This window comes from Streptomyces griseicoloratus, from assembly GCF_014534645.1.
GTDB classification, from domain to species: domain Bacteria; phylum Actinomycetota; class Actinomycetes; order Streptomycetales; family Streptomycetaceae; genus Streptomyces; species Streptomyces griseicoloratus.
The window spans coordinates 1-472 of the sequence record NZ_JACVQF010000014.1 but is presented as its reverse complement, the minus strand read 5'-3'; the positions used below and the strand labels follow the sequence as shown (position 1 = coordinate 472).

General features: G+C 57.4%; 1 protein-coding gene. It reads right to left on the bottom strand.

Annotated elements, in window-relative coordinates; genetic code table 11:
• Window positions 1-44: 44 nt before the first annotated feature.
• On the bottom strand, window positions 45-326 hold the full coding sequence (locus tag H0H10_RS41535; protein ID WP_223179168.1) for a hypothetical protein: 282 nt from the start codon (window positions 324-326) through the stop codon (window positions 45-47).
• Window positions 327-472 lie beyond the last annotated feature (146 nt).

Genomic DNA, 472 nt, shown 5'->3' with positions numbered 1-472 from the left:
TCTTGAGCTCAATCAGCAACAACATCTATCTCCTTCTTGCTTAGTTAAGTCCTTCGCCCTCCCAAGAAGAAGAAGATGTCTTGCTGCGGCGGCAACTGCGGCTGCGGCAGCGGCTGCCAGTGCGGCGGCGGCTGCGGCGGATGCAAGATGTTCCCTGATGTGGAGGCCACAGCCACCACCAAGACCTTCGTCCTCGCTGCTCCATCCAACAAGGCGAGCTCTGGAGGAATGGAGATGGCGGTGGAGAGCGGCGAGAACGGCGGCTGCGGCTGCAACACCTGCAAGTGTGGCACCAGCTGCAGCGGCTGCTCCTGCTGCTCCTGCAACTGAATCTATCGTCGTCGTCGCCCGGCTGCATGAGGATTTATCGTATGGATGCTGCTACTGTCGATCAGAGCTTTGATCGAGGCCTTAATTTGCTTGCATTAGTACCCAGCTTATATGTAGGCAGGCCTTGCCTTTTGCTCTGACG